Annotated in this window: 15 protein-coding genes and 1 pseudogene; 10 read left to right on the top strand and 6 right to left on the bottom strand. The window is 76.3% G+C overall.

Going from position 1 to position 15,025, the window contains the following annotated elements; genetic code table 11:
* Nucleotides 1-4: 4 nt before the first annotated feature.
* Together ACTWO6_RS07310 and ACTWO6_RS07305 are read left to right on the top strand one after the other, a co-directional pair.
* On the top strand, nt 5-1,024 hold the full coding sequence (locus tag ACTWO6_RS07310) for an ABC transporter ATP-binding protein (RefSeq protein ID WP_446218897.1): 1,020 nt from the start codon (nt 5-7) through the stop codon (nt 1,022-1,024).
* Nucleotides 1,021-2,031: an ABC transporter permease subunit gene (locus ACTWO6_RS07305; RefSeq protein ID WP_446218896.1), complete on the top strand. Its 1,011-nt coding sequence runs from the start codon at nt 1,021-1,023 to the stop codon at nt 2,029-2,031. Before ACTWO6_RS07310 ends, ACTWO6_RS07305 begins: the two co-directional genes overlap by 4 nt.
* Before the next feature lie 138 nt (nt 2,032-2,169).
* Here the strand turns inward: ACTWO6_RS07305 and ACTWO6_RS07300 are convergent, their stop codons facing one another.
* Entirely contained in the window at nt 2,170-3,345 is a 1,176-nt protein-coding gene (locus ACTWO6_RS07300) for an ROK family transcriptional regulator (protein ID WP_446218895.1), read from the bottom strand.
* A gap of 173 nt (nt 3,346-3,518) precedes the next feature.
* Between ACTWO6_RS07300 and ACTWO6_RS07295 the strand changes: the two genes are divergently transcribed.
* Complete coding sequence (locus ACTWO6_RS07295) at nt 3,519-4,970, top strand: glycoside hydrolase family 3 protein (RefSeq protein ID WP_446218894.1); 1,452 nt, start codon at nt 3,519-3,521, stop codon at nt 4,968-4,970.
* A 39-nt stretch (nt 4,971-5,009) separates the two neighbouring features.
* On the top strand, nt 5,010-6,200 hold the full coding sequence (locus tag ACTWO6_RS07290) for a PP2C family protein-serine/threonine phosphatase (RefSeq protein ID WP_446218893.1): 1,191 nt from the start codon (nt 5,010-5,012) through the stop codon (nt 6,198-6,200).
* 12 nt (nt 6,201-6,212) lie between these two features.
* On the opposite strand, the gene ACTWO6_RS07285 is transcribed toward ACTWO6_RS07290, so the two are convergent.
* Nucleotides 6,213-6,569 carry an STAS domain-containing protein gene (locus ACTWO6_RS07285; RefSeq protein WP_446218892.1) on the bottom strand — a complete coding sequence of 119 codons (357 nt, stop codon included), beginning with the start codon at nt 6,567-6,569 and terminating at the stop codon, nt 6,213-6,215.
* A 154-nt stretch (nt 6,570-6,723) separates the two neighbouring features.
* Between ACTWO6_RS07285 and ACTWO6_RS07280 the strand changes: the two genes are divergently transcribed.
* From ACTWO6_RS07280 to ACTWO6_RS07270, 3 genes are read left to right on the top strand one after another with little or no spacing between them, the layout of a single operon-like run.
* Nucleotides 6,724-7,239 carry a hypothetical protein gene (locus ACTWO6_RS07280; protein ID WP_446218891.1) on the top strand — a complete coding sequence of 172 codons (516 nt, stop codon included), beginning with the start codon at nt 6,724-6,726 and terminating at the stop codon, nt 7,237-7,239.
* Complete coding sequence (locus tag ACTWO6_RS07275) at nt 7,236-7,757, top strand: thiol-disulfide oxidoreductase DCC family protein (RefSeq protein ID WP_446218890.1); 522 nt, start codon at nt 7,236-7,238, stop codon at nt 7,755-7,757. Before ACTWO6_RS07280 ends, ACTWO6_RS07275 begins: the two co-directional genes overlap by 4 nt.
* Nucleotides 7,684-8,397 carry a TetR family transcriptional regulator gene (locus tag ACTWO6_RS07270; protein WP_446218889.1) on the top strand — a complete coding sequence of 238 codons (714 nt, stop codon included), beginning with the start codon at nt 7,684-7,686 and terminating at the stop codon, nt 8,395-8,397. Before ACTWO6_RS07275 ends, ACTWO6_RS07270 begins: the two co-directional genes overlap by 74 nt.
* Before the next feature lie 207 nt (nt 8,398-8,604).
* Here the strand turns inward: ACTWO6_RS07270 and ACTWO6_RS07265 are convergent, their stop codons facing one another.
* The 4 genes and pseudogenes from ACTWO6_RS07265 to ACTWO6_RS07250 form a co-directional block, all read right to left on the bottom strand.
* A complete protein-coding gene (locus tag ACTWO6_RS07265) occupies nt 8,605-9,270 on the bottom strand; it encodes a GNAT family N-acetyltransferase (RefSeq protein ID WP_446220580.1) in 666 nt (221 codons plus the stop codon).
* A 186-nt stretch (nt 9,271-9,456) separates the two neighbouring features.
* Complete coding sequence (locus ACTWO6_RS07260) at nt 9,457-10,128, bottom strand: class I SAM-dependent methyltransferase (protein WP_446218888.1); 672 nt, start codon at nt 10,126-10,128, stop codon at nt 9,457-9,459.
* Nucleotides 10,125-10,877, bottom strand: coding sequence for a TIGR04282 family arsenosugar biosynthesis glycosyltransferase (locus ACTWO6_RS07255; protein WP_446218887.1), 753 nt, complete (start codon nt 10,875-10,877; stop codon nt 10,125-10,127). Before ACTWO6_RS07255 ends, ACTWO6_RS07260 begins: the two co-directional genes overlap by 4 nt.
* A 130-nt stretch (nt 10,878-11,007) precedes the next feature.
* Nucleotides 11,008-11,664 (bottom strand): annotated as a pseudogene (locus ACTWO6_RS07250) (glycosyltransferase family 2 protein); the annotation flags it as partial.
* 148 nt (nt 11,665-11,812) lie between these two features.
* Here ACTWO6_RS07250 and ACTWO6_RS07245 point away from each other — a divergent pair.
* The 3 genes from ACTWO6_RS07245 (at nt 11,813) to ACTWO6_RS07235 (ending at nt 15,002) form a co-directional block, all read left to right on the top strand.
* Nucleotides 11,813-13,192, top strand: coding sequence for a hypothetical protein (locus ACTWO6_RS07245; protein ID WP_446218886.1), 1,380 nt, complete (start codon nt 11,813-11,815; stop codon nt 13,190-13,192).
* 96 nt (nt 13,193-13,288) lie between these two features.
* Nucleotides 13,289-13,981 carry a response regulator transcription factor gene (locus ACTWO6_RS07240; RefSeq protein ID WP_446218885.1) on the top strand — a complete coding sequence of 231 codons (693 nt, stop codon included), beginning with the start codon at nt 13,289-13,291 and terminating at the stop codon, nt 13,979-13,981.
* Nucleotides 13,974-15,002 carry a sensor histidine kinase gene (locus ACTWO6_RS07235; protein ID WP_446218884.1) on the top strand — a complete coding sequence of 343 codons (1,029 nt, stop codon included), beginning with the start codon at nt 13,974-13,976 and terminating at the stop codon, nt 15,000-15,002. The genes ACTWO6_RS07240 and ACTWO6_RS07235 overlap by 8 nt, the downstream gene beginning before the upstream one ends.
* Nucleotides 15,003-15,025 lie beyond the last annotated feature (23 nt).

Genomic DNA, 15,025 nt, shown 5'->3' with positions numbered 1-15,025 from the left:
GCGGATGAGCGCGGTCATCGAGATCGACGGTCTCCGTAAGACCTTCCACACGCTCCGCCACGGGCGTCGGGTCGCCGTCGACGGTTTCGATCTGCTGGTGGAGGCCGGCCAGGTGCACGGCTTCCTCGGGCCCAACGGTTCGGGCAAGACCACCACGCTGCGCGCCCTGCTGGGGCTGGTCCGGGCCGACGGCGGCCGGATGAGCGTGCTCGGGGCGCGCTCGCCGGAGCGGCTGCCCGAGGTCGCCGGCAAAGTCGGCGCGATCGTGGAGAGCCCGCAGTTCTTCGGCAACTTCACCGCGCACCGGACGCTGCGGCTGCTCGCCGTGGCCGGGGGCGTGCCGACCAGCCGGGTGGACGAGGTGCTGGAGCAGGTCGGCCTGCGCGATCGGGGCGACGAGCGGGTCAAGGGCTACTCGCTGGGCATGAAGCAGCGGCTGGCGGTGGCGTCGGCGTTGCTGAAGAGCCCGGAGCTGCTGATCCTGGACGAGCCGGCGAACGGGCTGGACCCGGCCGGGATCCGGGAGATGCGGGACTTGATGCGGTCGCTTTCGGCGTCGGGCGTGACGGTGCTGCTCTCCAGCCACATCCTCGCCGAGATCCAGCTGATCTGCGACCACGTGACGATCATCAGCCGGGGCCGCCGGGTGGCGGCCGGGCCGGTGGGCGAGGTGCTCGCCGGTTTCGACCAGCACGAGTGGCAGGTCCGGGTGGCCGAGCCGGAGCGCGCGGCGGAGCTTTTGCGGACGCTCGGGCTCGCGGTCACCGCGCACCCCGACCACCTGGTGGTCGCCGGGGTGGACGAGCCGGAGCTGATCAGCCGCACGCTGGGCGAGCAGGGCCTCTGGGTACGCGAGCTGGTCCCGCTCCGGCCGGACCTGGAGAGCGTCTTCCTGGAGCTGACCGGGACCATGCCGCACCCGACGGTGCCCCGTCAGGTGGACGGTTCGGTCCGCCCGGACGACGGGCCGCACGACGCGGTGATCGAACTCGACGCGCGCGAGAACCGGGAGGTGGGGGCGTGAACCTGGTCCGTGCCGAGTTGGAGCGGCTCTCCGCGCGCCGCTTCGTGCAGTTGATGGTGGTGCTGCTGCTGGCCGCGTTCGCGGTCACCGCGGCAACCACGCTCGCCGGGTCGCACCGGCCGAGCCCGGACGAGATGAGCCGGGCCCAGGCCCAGGCCGCCGAGCAGCGCAGCAGCATGGAGGCGGCGCACGACCGGTGCCTGCGGATCAAGGCGGGGACGGTCGCGCCGGACGAGAGCGACTACGTCCCCGCGGACTGCAGCGAGATCGACCCGGTCCGGATGGAGAAGGTGCCGGTTGCGGCGGACTTCCTCAGCGGCGTCTTCGTCTTCGCCAACCAGGCCCGCCCGCTGCTCTACTTCCTCGTCGCCTTCCTGATGCTCTTCGGCTTCCTGGTCGGGGCGTCGTACATCGGGGCCGACCTGAACTCCGGCGGGGTGGTGAACCTGCTGCTCTGGCGGCCCCGCCGGTGGGCGGTGCTCGGCGCGAAGCTCGGCACCCTGCTGGGCGCGCTGCTGGTGCTCTCGGCGGCGGCGTCGGCGGCGTACCTGGCCGTGTTCTGGATGATCGGGCAGACCGCCGGGCTGCCGGGGCGGCTGGACGGCGAGTTCTGGCAGTCGTTGAGCGCGACGTACGGGCGGGGACTGGTGCTGGTGCTGCTGGCCGCGGCGTCGGGCTTCGCGATCGCCACGCTGGGCCGGCACACGTCGGCGGCGCTGGGGACCGTGGCCGCGTACCTGGTGGTGTGGGAGCTGGGTGCCCGGCTGGTGCTGCAGATCGTCGGGGCGGCCCGCCCGGACCGGTGGATGCTCTCCAGCTACGTGGCCGCCTGGCTCACCGGGAGGGCCGAGTTCTGGGACAGCCACGCGTGTCAGGGGGACACGAGCGGCTTCTGCGACAACGTCTACCCCCTGAGCTGGGCGTCGGGGCTGGTGGTACTGCTCGGTCTGACCGCGGCGCTGGTGGTGGCCGCCTTCACCGCGTTCCGCCGCCGCGACCTGATCTGATCGCACGGAACGGCCTCCGCCGCGGCGGGGGCCGTTCCGTGCGCGGCAACTCCTTGCAGAGACAACCCAGCTCGTGAAGAATTCCTTCACATGGCGGCGCCACCGACGACGGCACCGGCCGGCGGGGGCGCCGGCCGGTCAGCCGACCGTCGAGCCGAACACCTCGTCGCGGACCGCGTCCAGCGCGGTGCGCAGCGCGCCCCGCAGGATCGGCTCCTCGGTGAGCCCGGTGGGCACCACCCGGGGTCGGACCAGCGTGATCGCCGCGACCTCGTGCTGCACCCGCTCGGCCAGCGCCGCCCCGCCGGCCTGGCCCACCTCACCGGCGAGCACCACCAGCGGCGGATCCAGCACCACGCAGGTGCTGGCCACCCCGAGAGCCAGCCGGCGGGCCAGCTCGTCGAGGACCGGCCCGCCCGCCGCGCCGGCGGCGATGGCGGCGCGCACCGCGTCGGCCGCGGTGTCCGCGGCGAAGCCGTGCTCGGCGGCGACCGCACTGACCGCGTCGGCGCCGGCGAGCTGCTGGAACGCCGGCTTGGCCCGCTTGGAGACGTCCCGCGGGATCGACGCCCCGGGGACCGGCAAATAGCCGATCTCGCCGGCCGCGCCGCTGCTGCCGTGGTGCAGTCGGCCGCCGAGCACGATCGCCAGACCGACGCCCGCCCCCACCCAGACCAGCACGAAGTCCGACACTCCCTGCGCGGCGCCGGACTGCGCCTCGGCGACGGCGGCGAGGTTGACGTCGTTCTCGAAGACCACCGCGGTGTGCAGGTCCTCGCGGAGCGCGGCGAGCAGACCGCTGTGCCAGCGCGGCAGGTTGAACGCGAAGGTGATGTCCCCGGTGCCCGGGTCGACCAGGCCGGGAGTGCCGAGCACGATCCGCCGCACGCTGGACAGCTCCGCGCCCGCGCTGCTCGCCGCCCGCACCACCGCGTTGTGCACCACGCCCACCGGGTCGTCGGTGTCCTTCGTGGACTGCTCGACCCGGCCGATCACCGCGCCGGTGATGTCGGCGCAGGCCGCCACCACCCGCTCCGCGCCGACGTCCACGCCGACCACGTGGGCGCTGCCCGGCCGGACCGCGTAGAGCTGGGCGTTCGGGCCCCGCCCGCCGGCCTGCTCGCCGACCCGGGTGACCAGGCCCCGCTCCTCCAGCCGCTCCACCAGCTGGGAGGCGGTGACCTTGGACAGCCCGGTCAGCTCGCCCAGCCGGGCCCGGGTGAGGGGGCCTTGCTCGAGGAGGAGTTCCAGCGCCGCGCGGTCGTTGAGCGCCCGCAACAGGCGGGGGGTGCCGGGCAGCCGGGTCGCACTCATGCCACGTCCTCTATTTTCAGTAAACTTTGCTAACCACAAAAACCTGCAGACGGGTGCCCGCTAGCGTATCGGCCACCCGGAACCGGAGTCTTCGGACGACCCGGCAGCGACGCCGTCCGGGACGGCCGCTCCGGTGCGACACTCGTGCCGTCCGGCACCGAAAGGGGCAACACGTGGGGTTGGATCCAGGACTTCGCCGGCTCGCGCTGGGCACCCTGCTCGCCGCGTACCCGGGGCCGGTCCCGCCCGACTGGGCGGTGGACCTGCTGGCCGAGGGGCTCGCCGGGCACACCCTGTTCGGCACCAACGTCCACGACCCGGCCCAGGTGGCGGCGGCCACCGCCGCGCTGCGGGCCGGCCGGCCGGACGTCATCATCGCGATCGACGAGGAGGGCGGTGACGTCACCCGACTGGCCCACGCCACCGGCAGCCCGTACCCGGGCAACGCCGCGCTCGGCGCGATCGACGACGTGGTGCTGACCCGCCAGGTCTACGCGGCGATCGGCGCGGAGCTGGCCGCCCTCGGCATCACCGTCGACCTGGCCCCCACCGTCGACGTCAACACCGCGGACGAGAACCCGGTCATCGGCACCCGCTCGTTCGGCGCCGACCCGGCCCGGGTGGCCGCCCACTCGGCCGCGGCGGTGGCCGGCCTCCAGTCGGCCGGGGTGGCCGCCTGCGCGAAGCACTTCCCGGGCCACGGCGCGACCGTCGCCGACTCCCACCACGAGCTGCCGACCGTCGACGTGCCGCCGGCCGTGCTGCGCCAGCGTGACCTGCCGCCCTTCGCGGCCGTCGTCGACGCCGGCGTCCGCGCGGTGATGACCGCGCACATCCGGGTGCCGGCGCTGACCGGCGACGGCCCGGCCACCTTCAGCCGGGCGGTCCTGGTCGACCTGCTGCGCGGGGAGTACGGCTTCACCGGCACCGTGATCACCGACGCGCTGGAGATGAAGGGCGCCGCGCTGGCCGCGGGCGGCGTCGGTCCGGCCGCCGTCCGGGCCCTGGCCGCCGGGGCCGACCTGCTCTGCATCGGCGCGAAGGTCGACGTCGAGCTGGTCGAGCGGGTGGCGGCGGAGATCGTCGAGGCGCTCGCCGACGGCCGGCTGGACCGGGGCCGGGTCGAGGAGGCCGCCGGGCGCGCCACCGACCTGGCCACCTGGACCAGCGCCCCCGGCACGCCGACGCCCGGCGTCGACGGCCTCGGGTACGCCGCCGCGCTCCGGGCGGTGCGCGTCGAGGGCGACGTCGCCGAGCTGGCCAAGCCGCTCGTGGTGCAGCTGCACGCGGACTCCACCATCGCCGAGGGCCGGGTGCCGTGGGGGCTGGGCGCGCACCTCGCCGACGCCGAGGAGGTCCGCGCGGTTGCCGGCGAGACCGATCCGGAGGCGCTGCGCCGGCTCGCCGGGGACCGGCCGATCGTGCTGGTGGGCCGGCACCTGCACCGGCTCCCGGGCGGCCCGGAGCTGGTCGACGCGCTCGCCGCCAGGCACCCGGTCATCGTGGTGGAGATGGGCTGGCCTGGTCGCTGGCGGCCGACCGGCGCCCGCGCGTTCGTCACCACGTACGGCGCCAGCCACGCCAACGGCCGGGCGGCGGCGCAGGTGCTCGGCCTCTCCGGCTGAACTGGTCTGACCACGCCCGATCCCGGGTAAACCGCGGGAATGACCACCACCGAGCCCTGGCTCCGCGCGCTGGCCGACCTGCTCTTCCGGTCGCACCGACTGCCGCCGGACCAGCTCACGACCGTGGTGGACGCGGCGCTGGACGGGCTCGGCGTCACGGTGACGACCTACCTGGTCGACGCCGAGCAGGAGTCGCTGCACCCACTGCCCGGCCCGGGCCGGCCGGCGCCGCTGCCGATCGACACCAGCCTGCCCGGCCGTGCCTACACCGAGGTGCGGGTGCGCGCCGGGCAGGACGGCCGGCTCTGGGTGCCGGTGGTGGACGGCACCGACCGGCTGGGGCTGCTGGAGATGCTCCTCCCGCCCGGTCTCGACCCGACCGACGAGGCCGTACGCGACGGTGCCCGGCTGATCGCCGGGCTGATCGGTCACCTGGTGGCCAGCAAGGCGGCGTACGCCGACGTCATGCACCGGACCCGCCGCACCCGCCCGATGACCGTCTCGGCCGAGCTGCTCTGGCAACTGCTGCCGCCGCTCACCTTCGCCACCGACACGGTGGTGGTCAGCGCCATCCTGGAACCCTGCTACGAGGTGGGCGGGGACGCCTTCGACTACTCGCTGAACGGTCCACGGACCGCGCTGGCGATCATGGACGGGGTGGGGCACGGGCTGCCCGCGGTGCTCACCACCTCGGTCGCGCTGTCCGCGCTCCGGGCGGCCCGGCGGGCCGGAGCGGACCTGCCCGACCAGGCGACGGCGGTCGACGCGGCGATCCGCGCGCAGTGGACCGACGGACGCTTCGTGACCGGGGTGCTCGCCGACCTCGACACCGCCACCGGCACCCTCCGGTACGTCAACGCCGGGCATCCCGCCCCGGTGGTGCTGCGTCACGGCCGGGCGGTCCGGGCGCTGACCGGTGGCCGCCGGACCCCGCTCGGCGTGTCGGCGGGTCCGAGGACGGTGGCGGAGGTGCGGCTGGAGCCGGGCGACCGGCTGCTGCTACACACCGACGGGGTGACCGAGGCCCGCAACGCGGCCGGGGAGATGTTCGGGCTGCCCCGTCTGGCGGACCTGGCCGAACGGCACATCCGCTCCGGCCTGCCCGCCCCTGAGACGCTTCGCCGGTTGAACCGGGCGGTAGCCGGGCACCGGGGCGGCGCGTCCCGGGACGACGAGACGATCGTGCTGGTGGAGTGGTCGGGCGAGGCCACGGCCCGGGCCGAGCCGTGACACCGGCCCCGGTCAGCTGAGCCTGCGCCAGCCCGGCCCGGCGGTGGAGCGGCCGTCGCCGTCGGTCAAGCCGAGCAGGACGTCCACCGCGGTGATCCGCAGGACCCGCGCCACCACCGGCCGCGGGTTGGCCACCCGCAGGGTCGCGCCGCGCCCCACCGCCTCGGCCGCGCCGCGCAGCAGGGCGGCCACCCCGGTCGAGTCGAGGAACGGGACGTCGGCCAGATCGATCAGGATCTCCACCACCCCGGGCCGGTCGAGGAGAGCGTCCAGCACCTGATCGAACGCCGGGACGCTGGCCATGTCGATCTCGCCGACCGGGGTGAGGACCACGCGGCCGGGCCCCGCCTCGCGCGTTCCGACCTGCATGACCCGCCCCAGTGAGAGAACCGATTCCGCGACCGCCGATCGGCGCCGAGGCGACGATACCGGGCGGGGCCGGGTCCGGTCACGGACGACCGCGTCGGACCGTCTTGAACATGTTCAAAATCTGTCCTACGCTGAGCCGGACCTCAATTTGAACGTGTTCAAGAAGGGCGGCACGATGGACGTCAAGGTCTGGATGTACCTGATCTACCTGGCGGTCAGCATCGGCCTGACCGTGTGGGTGGCCCGGGCGCTCTCCCGCAACGGGCTGGTCTTCCTGGAGGAGGTCTTCGCCGACCGGCGGCTGGCCGACGCGGTCAACAGCCTCCTCGTCGTCGGCTTCTACCTGCTCAACCTCGGCTACGTGACGGTGGCGATGAAGCACGCCGACCCGGTGGTCACCGCCAGCCAGGCCCTGGAGGAGCTCTCCATGAAGGTCGGCCTGGTGCTGCTGGTCCTCGGCCTGCTGCACTTCTTCAACGTCTTCGCGCTCGGCCGGTACCGCCGCAACCGGCTCCGGCAGCTCGCCCCGCGCCCGCCGATCGCGCCGGTGGGTCACCTGCCGGTGCAGCCCGGCTCCCGGCCGGTCGGCCCGGCGATGGCCGGCCCCGGGACGCCCGGGCCCGGTGGCCCCGCGCCGGCCGGCCCGACGCCGCCGCCACCCGCGCGATGAGCGCCCCGCCGGACGGCGGCGGAGCGGGCCCGACCCCCGCGGACCCCACCGGGCACGGGGCCGGCGGGGTCCGCGGGTTCACCGTCCTCTACGACGCGCACTGCCCGCTGTGCCGGGCGGCCCGGCGGTGGCTGGCGTCGCGGCCACAGCTCGTACCCCTGGAGTTCGTGCCGGCCGGCTCGGCCGAGGCCCGGCGGCGCTTCCCCGGCCTCGACCACGACGCGACCCTGCGGGACCTGACCGTCGTCGCCGACACCGGCGCGGTGTACGCCGGGGACGGCGCCTGGTTCGCCTGCCTCTGGGCGCTGGCCGACCACCGGTCCACCGCCGAACGGCTGGCCCGCCCCCACCTGCTGCCGCTGGCCCGGCGGGTGGTGGCGACGGCCTCCTCGGTACGCGAGCTGGTCCGGGAATCACGGCCGGACCCGGGATACGGTGACGACGATGACCGAGCAGACTGCCCCGACGACCGGTGCGGGTGGCCCGACCACCGGCGAACCGGCGACCGCCCGGGGTGAGCAGACCCGGCAGCTCATCCTGGACACGGCGATGCGGCTGTTCCGGGAGCGCGGCTACGCCCGGACGACGATGCGCGCGATCGCCCAGGAGGCGGGCGTGGCGGTGGGCAACGCCTACTACTACTTCGGCTCCAAGGACCACCTGATCCAGGAGTTCTACGCGGACACCCAGACCGAGCACCGGGCGGCGGCCGCCCCGGTGCTCGACCGGGAACGCGAGTTCGCCGCGCGGCTGGCCGGGGTGCTGCACGCCGGCGTGGACGTGCTCACCCCGTACCACTCGTTCGCCGCGAGCTTCTTCAAGACGGCGGCCGAGCCCACCTCACCGATGAGCCCGTTCTCCGCCGAGTCCTCCGCGCCCCGGGAGGCATCCATCGCGCTGTTCCGGGAGGTGCTCGAGGGGTCCACCGCCCGGGTCGACGCGGAGCTGCGCCCGGCGCTGCCCGAGCTGCTCTGGCTCGCGTACATGGGAGTGGTCCTCTACTGGGTGCACGACCGGTCCCCGGAGCAGGTCCGCACCCGCAAGCTGATCGACGGCGCGGTGCCGCTGGTCGACCGGCTGGTCGGGCTCTCCCGACTGCGGGTGCTGCGCCCGGTCACCCGCCAGGTGCTCGACCTGATCCGCACGCTGCGTCACTGACGCCGAGGGCGCACCGAGCCCGAGAACACGCAGGTCAAGTCCGCTAACGGACAATGGGAACCCACCGGGCACACCTTGTCCACCCCTCGCCGACACGTAGCGTCACCACCATCGGGGCCTGGGGAATGGCTGCGGACCGTGGATCCGGCCCGGGAATCCACGGTCCGCGCGCCGGTGGCTCAGCTCGGCCCGGCAAACGGAGGGCGGTCAGCTCGGGAAGACCCCGTACGACGTCCAGCCCCGGTCCGGGAAGCCGGCCGCCTCGGCCACCCGGGCCGACGCGGCGTTGCCGAAATCGTGCAGGTAGGTGGGGACGGCGCCCTCGTCGAGCACCCGCCGGGCCGCCTGCGCGACGAGCCGCCGGGCCAGCCCCCGCCCCCGGGCGGCCGCTGCCGTGCCGACGGCCAGCTCGTGCCCGTGGGCGTCGTGCCGTTTGATCCCCGCGCCGGCGAGGTATCCCCCGTCGGCGTCCCGCACCACCAGCACCTCCCGGTCGAAGAGGCGCAGCCAGGGCGGCAGCCCCGGCCCGGTCGGCGCGGACCACTCGCCGACGTCGGGCAGCGGCGCCGGGGCCAGGCTCCACCGGAAGGCGCCGCCGTGGGTGGGCCAGTCCGGCAGCCCGACCGCCGTCGGCAGCGCGGGCACCAGGCCCGCCAGCGGGCGTCCGCGGGCCACGGCCCGGACCGCCTCGACCCGGTCCGGCGGCACGGAAAGGACGGCGCAGCCGGGGGCGGCGACCGCGATGGCGGGGCGCAGCCGGCCGTCCCAGGCCGGGCGCGCGCGGCGGTGCGAGCGGACCACGTGCAGCCCCGGACCGGCCGGCCACTGCCCCAGCCAGGTCGCCAGGTGCAGGAACAACCGCCGGTCGAGCACCGGGGCCACCTCCTCACCCGCCGGACCGTCCGCCACGCCGACGATCACGGTACGCCGGGCGGCCCGCCCGGATGTCCGGATCCCGGCCGCCCCGGACGTTAGCCGGGCCCCCCGCCCACGGCGGCCACCCTGCCGTCGCACCGGCCCGCGGTCGGGTGAGCCGGCGGTCGGGCAGGGCTGCGCGGCCTACCGGCGGACCAGTTCGACGAACCAGCGGCGGTCGAGCGGCAACACGGCGGCGACCCGGAAGCCGGCGGCGGACGCCAACGGCTCGGCCAGCTCCACCCCCACCCGGGCCCAGCGGAACGCCGGCCCGCGCTCGTCGTCGCCGGCACGTCCGCCCGAGCTGACGTGCGCGCGCCCCCGCCACAGGCCCGCACCCGGCGGCGCCAGCTCGACCAGCGCCGTGCCGCCGGGACGCAGCAGGCCGGCGCAGCGGCGCAGCAGGCGTACCGGGTCGCCGCCGATGCCGATGTTGCCGTCGACCAGCAGGGCGTGCGCCCAACGTCCCTCGCCGGGCAGCGGCGCGAGGACGTCCCGGCGGAGGGCCGCCGCGCCCCGGCCCCGGGCCAGCCGGACGGCGACCGCCGAGACGTCCACGCCGAGGGCGACCAGCCCCCGCTCGGCCAGCGCGGCGGTGAGCCGGCCCGGCCCGCAGCCCAGGTCGACGGTCGGCCCGGTGCACCGCCGCACCACCTCGGTCAGGGCCGGCTCGGGAGGCCCGTGCCACCGGCGCACCGGCAGCGGCACCCGCACCCCGTCGCCGAGCACCAGCCAGTGCGCGTCCTCGCCGCAGCGGTCGTCGGGTTCGGCCAGCGCGGCCTCGAACCCCCCGGCGAGCAGCGCGGGCCCGGTCACCGGGCGGCCCCGCCCACGCGCGCCGCGACCGGCCCCGGTCCGGCCGGTCGGCCCGCGATCTCCCGCCGCGTTCCGGCGAGGCGGCCGGTCAGCCCACGGTCGATCTCCCGTACCGCCGCGGCGAAGCGACCGGCCGGCGCGGCGGCGGCGACGGCGACGGCGGTCGGCCACTCGTCCACGTCGGCGAGCTCCGGCAGGGCGCCGACCCGCAGGCCCCGGCCGGCCAGCGCGGCCCGGGTCGACCGCCCGGTCACCGGGGTGGACATCGGCACCGCCCGCAGCACCGCCGCCACCGCCGGGTCGCGCAGCCCCAGCGCCCACCAACCGCCGTCCGCGGCCGGGCCGAGCACCGCGTCCGTGCCGGCCAGCGCCGCCACGGCCGCGCCGAGCAGGTCCGCGTCGACCTGCGGGGTGTCCATGCCGAGCTGCAGCACCGGTCGGCCGGGGAACGCCGCGTCCGCGTCCACGTGCGCGGCGGCCAGCCGGTCGCCGAGGTTGCGGCCGCGCTGGGGCAGCAGGGTCCAGCCGGCCAGCGCGGCCCGGATCTCCGCACCCCGTACCGCGCGGTCGAGAGGGCCGGCGTGGGCCAGCACCGGCGCCACGCCGGGCACCGCCCGGACCGCGTCGAGGGTGTCCAGCAGCGCGGCGGCGGCGACCGCCGCGGCCCGGTCGGGATCGAGCGGCGGGCAGAGCCGGGTCTTCACCCGGCCCGGCACGGGCGCCTTCGCCATCACCAGCAGCACCGTCACGAGGGCCGACCTTCGTTCGCGACTGCGGGGCTCCGCTCCGCTGCACTCCTCACGCTCACCGGAGCCGACTTTCGTTCGCGACTGCGGGGCTCCGCTCCGCTGCACTCCTCACGCTCACCGGAGCGACCCCCGCCCGCAGCACCGCCGTCATGTCGCGCACCGCGCGGGCGGTGCCCCGGACCGAGCCGGAGACCTTCGACCGGGTGCCGGCCGCCCGGGGCGCGTACGGCACGTCCAGCTCGACGATCCGCCACCCGGCGGCGGCCGCGCGGAGCAGCAGCTCCAGCGGGTAGCCGAAGGCGCGGTCCGCGACGCCGAGGTCCAGCAGCGCCGCGCGGCGGGCCACCCGGATCGGGCTCAGGTCGTGCACCGGTACGCCCCGGCGGCGCAGCCCGGCGGCGAGCAGCGCGTTGCCGGCGCGGGCGTGCCACGGCCAGGCGGCGCGGGTGACCGGCCGGCGCCGCCCGGCGACCAGGTCGGCCCGGCCCGCCAGCACCGGCCCGGCCAGCCTGGGCAGCTCCCCCGGGTCGAACGAGCCGTCCGCGTCCAGCACGCAGACCAGCTCGGTACGGGCGGCGAGCAGTCCGGTGTGGACGGCTGCGCCGTAGCCGCGTCGGGGTTCGTGCACCACCCGGGCGCCGCGTGCGGCGGCCACCTCGGGCGAGCCGTCGATGGAGCCGTTGTCCACCACGACGGCGCGGTACCCGGGCGGCAGCCCGGCGAGCACACCGGGCAGGGCGGCCGCCTCGTCCAGGCACGGCAGCACCACGTCGACCTCTGTCTCCATGCCGGCGACGCTAGGCCGCCCCGGCCCTGGTCCGGGCCCTCGTCGCGGTTACGGAACCCTTACGCCGCAACGGTTTCTTACGAGTCGCTGACGTACCCCTCGGAGCGCTTCCGGCGGGCAGCCGGCGGCCGTAGCCTCGGCGGTCACCATGACCCGCCACCCGACCGCCGGCCGCCGGCGCGACCTGACCGTCCTCGCCGTCGAGGCGGCGCTGCTGGCCGCGGCGGTGGCGGTCGGCGCCGTGCTCAACCACCGCGACGCCGGGCTGCACGCCGACGCCGCGCCGCTCTACGCCACCTGGCGGCCGCACGCCGGCTGGGGCACCCTCCCGGCGATGCTGCTCGCAACCGGCGTGGTGGCGCGCGGTCCCCGCCTCGCCCGGCATCTCTCCTGGCCCCGGCTGCTGGCCGCCGGCTGGCTCGCCACGGTCGCCTGGACCCTGTCGCTGGCCCTGGTGGACGGTTGGCGGGCGGGGCTCACCGAGCGGCTCACCGTGCAGGCCGAGTACCTGCACGAGGTACCGCGGGTGCGGGACGTGCCCGCCATGCTGGCCGGCTTCACCGAGCGGATCCTCGACTTCCGGCCCGACTCCTGGTCCACCCACACCGCCGGGCACCCGCCGGGCGCGCTGCTGGTCTTCGTCGGGCTGGACCGGATCGGCCTCGGCGGCGGTGCCGCGGCGGCGCTGGCCTGCGTCCTGGTCGGGGCGACGGTCAGCGTCTCGGTGCCGGTGACGCTGCGGGCGCTCGGTGCCGAGCCGGCCGCCCGCGCCGTGCTGCCGTTCCTGGTGCTGCTGCCCGGCGCGGTCTGGGTGGGCGCCTCCGCCGACGGGATCTTCGCCGCCGTGGTGGCCGCCGGGCTCGCCCTGCTGGCCCGTCCGGGACGCTGGGCGCCCGGGGTGGGCGGGCTGCTGCTCGGCGTCGCCCTGCACCTGTCGTACGGGCTGGTGCTGGCCGGGCTGCTGGCGCTGACCGTGCTGGCGCTGCGGGCCGCCGACCGGGTCCGCGCGCTGCTCACCGCCGGGCTGGGCGTGGCCGTGGTGACCGCCGGGTTCGTCGGCTACGGCTTCTGGTGGCTGGACGGGTACCACCTGGTCGTGCGGCGCTACTACCAGGGCTGGGCGGCGGACCGCCCGTACGCCTACTGGGTCTGGGCGGACCTGGCCGCGCTGCTGCTCAGCGCCGGCCCGGTGGCCGGCCCCGCTCTGGCCCGCACCCTCCGCCCGGCGCTGGCCGGCGCCCGCGCCCGGCTCGCCGCGCTGACCCGCGGCCCCGCCCGGACCACCGCGCTGGGCCCGCTCGGCACGGCGGGACCGGCCGTCTGGCTGCCGCTGGCCGCCGCGCTGACCGTGGCCGCCGCCGACCTCTCCGGGCTCTCCAAGGCCGAGGTGGAGCGGATCTGGCTGCCCTTCGCGGTCTGGCTGCTGGTCGCCGTCGCCCGGCTCCCGGCCGGCGACCGGCGCTGGTGGCTGGCCGGGCAGGCGGTCACCGCGCTGGCGGTCAACCACCTGCTCCGGACCGTGTCCTGACCGGGTGCGGGAGCCTCGGGCGGCCCGTAAGAACCTCGCAATGGTTGCGCCGGCCCACCCGTCGATACGCTGGGCGACACCAGGGGGAGGTACGCGGTGGCGCAGCGGGTGCTGGTGGTCGACGACGACCGGACGGTCAGCGACGTGGTCTGCCGGTACCTGGAGCACGCCGGCTACCAGGTCGACCACGTCGGCGACGGGGCCGCCGCGCTGGCCGCCGTGGCGCGGCACCCACCGCACCTGGTGGTGCTCGACCTGATGCTGCCGGTGCTGGACGGGTTGGAGGTCTGCCGCCGGCTGCGGGAGCGGCCGGACGGCGTACCCATCGTCATGCTGACCGCGCGCGGCGACGAGGCCGACCGGATCCTCGGCCTCCAGCTGGGCGCGGACGACTACCTGAGCAAGCCCTTCTCCCCCCGGGAGCTGGTGCTGCGGGTGCGTTCGGTGCTGCGCCGGGCCGGCGGCGAGCCGGTCGCGCCGCCGGAGGTGCTCGCCGACGACGGCCTGGAGGTCCAGACGGGCCCCCGGGTGGCCCGGCTGCACGGCCGGGAGCTGACCCTCACCCTGCGGGAGTTCGACCTGCTGGCCCACCTGATGCGGCATCCGGCGCGGGCGTTCCGCCGGGCGGAGCTGCTGGACCGGGTCTGGGGCTGGAGCTTCGGCGACCAGTCCACCGTCACCGTCCACGTCCGCCGGCTGCGGGAGAAGATCGAGGCCGACCCGGCCAACCCCCGCCGGATCGTCACCGTCTGGGGCGTCGGCTACCGGTACGAGCCGGCCGATGCGTGATCTGGCGCTGATCTTCGGGGCGGCGCTCGCCGCGGCGCTCTGCGTCGGGCTGCTCGGGGCGGTCGCCCTGCGGCTGCTGCGCGGCCGCTCGATCCTGGTGCACGTCGTCGTGCTGCTCGCCATGACCGTCTCCGCGGTGGTGGCCGGGGTGGCGGTGATCGCCGAGGCGATGTTCCTCTCCCCGCACGACCTGGAGGTGGTGCTGATCACCGTCTCCGCCGCCGCCGTGGTGAGCCTCGCGGTCGGCTGGCTCTTCGGCCGGCGGCTGGCCGCGGCGGCGGTCTGGGCGGACCAGGCCCGCGAGCGGGAGCGGCGGATCGAGAAGGGGCGCCGGGACCTGGTCGCCTGGGTCTCGCACGACCTGCGCACGCCGCTCGCCGGGCTGCGCGCCATGGCCGAGGCGCTCGAGGACCGGGTGGTCCGCGACCCGGTGACCGTCGACGAGTACCACCGCCGGATCCGGGTGGAGACCGACCGGATGACCCGGCTGGTCGACGACCTGTTCGAGCTGTCCCGGATCAACGCGGGCGCGCTGCGGCTGTCGCTGTCCGCGGTGCCGCTGGCCGACGTGGTCTCCGACGCCCTCGCGAGCACCGCCCCGCTGGCCGCGGCCCGGCGGATCCGGCTGGTCGCCGCCGAGTCGGGCTGGCCGACGGTGACCGCCAACGAGCCGGAGCTGGCCCGGGTGGTCGGCAACCTGCTGCTGAACGCGGTCCGCTACACGCCGGAGGACGGCACGGTCCGGGTGGACGCCGGCCGGGACGCGGAGACCGCCTGGCTGGCGGTGGCGGACACCTGCGGCGGAATCCCCGAGTCCGACCTGCCCCGCCTCTTCGACGTGGCGTTCCGGGGGGAGCCGGCGCGGACCCCGCGCCCCGGCAACGGCGGCGGGGAGGGCTCGGGCGGGCTGGGGCTGGCGATCGTGCGCGGGCTGATTGAGGCGCACGGCGGGCGGGTAGACGTACAGAACATCACCGATGGCTGCCGGTTCGTGGTCAGGTTGCCGGTCGCGGGAACCTGACGCATCGATCGAGCGTCATAGCT

The sequence above is a fragment of the Micromonospora sp. IBHARD004 genome, assembly GCF_052814115.1.
This window is presented reverse-complemented; position numbering and strand designations above follow the sequence as displayed.

What these genes read in the sequence shown, in the direction of transcription:
- ACTWO6_RS07270 (WP_446218889.1), top strand. Translation starts at nt 7,684, where the DNA reads ATGACCGAGCAGACTGCCCCGACGACCGGTGCGGGTGGCCCGACCACC.
- ACTWO6_RS07235 (WP_446218884.1), top strand. Translation starts at nt 13,974, where the DNA reads ATGCGTGATCTGGCGCTGATCTTCGGGGCGGCGCTCGCCGCGGCGCTC.
- ACTWO6_RS07245 (WP_446218886.1), top strand. Translation starts at nt 11,813, where the DNA reads ATGACCCGCCACCCGACCGCCGGCCGCCGGCGCGACCTGACCGTCCTC.
- ACTWO6_RS07300 (WP_446218895.1), bottom strand. Translation starts at nt 3,345, where the DNA reads ATGAGTGCGACCCGGCTGCCCGGCACCCCCCGCCTGTTGCGGGCGCTC.
- ACTWO6_RS07275 (WP_446218890.1), top strand. Translation starts at nt 7,236, where the DNA reads ATGAGCGCCCCGCCGGACGGCGGCGGAGCGGGCCCGACCCCCGCGGAC.
- ACTWO6_RS07290 (WP_446218893.1), top strand. Translation starts at nt 5,010, where the DNA reads ATGACCACCACCGAGCCCTGGCTCCGCGCGCTGGCCGACCTGCTCTTC.
- ACTWO6_RS07310 (WP_446218897.1), top strand. Translation starts at nt 5, where the DNA reads ATGAGCGCGGTCATCGAGATCGACGGTCTCCGTAAGACCTTCCACACG.
- ACTWO6_RS07285 (WP_446218892.1), bottom strand. Translation starts at nt 6,569, where the DNA reads ATGCAGGTCGGAACGCGCGAGGCGGGGCCCGGCCGCGTGGTCCTCACC.